Below are 805 nucleotides of genomic sequence, written 5' to 3'. Positions count from 1 at the left end.
ATCGTGGACCATGATGAATGCGTTTTCCGCGTAAATGTCCTCGATAGAACCCTCTTCAAGCTCAGGGCGACCGAACAGGCTGGTGTCGTCGAGACCTATCACACTGACCGCCTGATAGGTGCCACTGGCCAACCTGACCTGGGCGCCGCCAATGAATACAGGCACCGCGTAGCGCACCTGCTCCATGCTGCGTACGGCATCGAGCAAATAGTCTGGCAGAGGAATGACAATGGTCGGGGTGTTCACGGCCGGGTCCATGATCCACATCGCCGCGCCGATATTGGTCACCGTCGAGTGGGCGCGATTGAGGATGCCGGCAAACAGTGCGGTCATCTGCAACATCAGGAACACCGAGAACGTAATCCCTACCAGCAATGCCGAAAACTTGGCCTTGTCATTGACCAGCAGCTTGAAGCCGATCCGCAGGATGCCCGAGTATTTCATGGTGTCTGCCTGCTGCCCGCAGGGGGCGGAGTGTTCCACCAGCCGCCACCCAGCGCGACGAACAGCCCGACAGTGTCCTGATGGCGCTGGGCAAGTGCTTGCAGATAGGCGATGTTGACTTGATGCAACTGCACATCGGCCGCCAGCAGATCCAGATAGGTCACCAGGCCCGATCGGTAGTTGGCTTGCAGCAAACGCAGTGCTTCTTCAGCGGTAGCCTGTGCCTCGGTCTGTTTTTGCAGGGCCTGTGCATCGAACTCCAGGGCCTTCAGGGCATCGGCCACTTGCGCGAAAGACTCGAGCACGGTTTGCCGATAATTCGCTGCCGCCTGCTCATAGGCATCGATCGCCGCTTTACGGC

General features: G+C 58.9%; 1 protein-coding gene and 1 pseudogene. Both read right to left on the bottom strand.

Annotated features, from left to right (window positions below):
- Positions 1-444, bottom strand: a pseudogene (locus tag AC1DH9_RS30100) (ABC transporter permease); the annotation flags it as partial.
- The coding region (locus tag AC1DH9_RS30095) for a TolC family protein (RefSeq protein WP_477809448.1) at positions 441-805 on the bottom strand (365 nt) is incomplete at its 5' end. The gene AC1DH9_RS30095 and the pseudogene AC1DH9_RS30100, both read right to left, overlap by 4 nt.

The organism is Pseudomonas sp. 05T35, from assembly GCF_056396605.1.
Note: the sequence above shows the minus strand (reverse complement) of the source record. Positions and strands in the feature narration are given on the sequence as shown.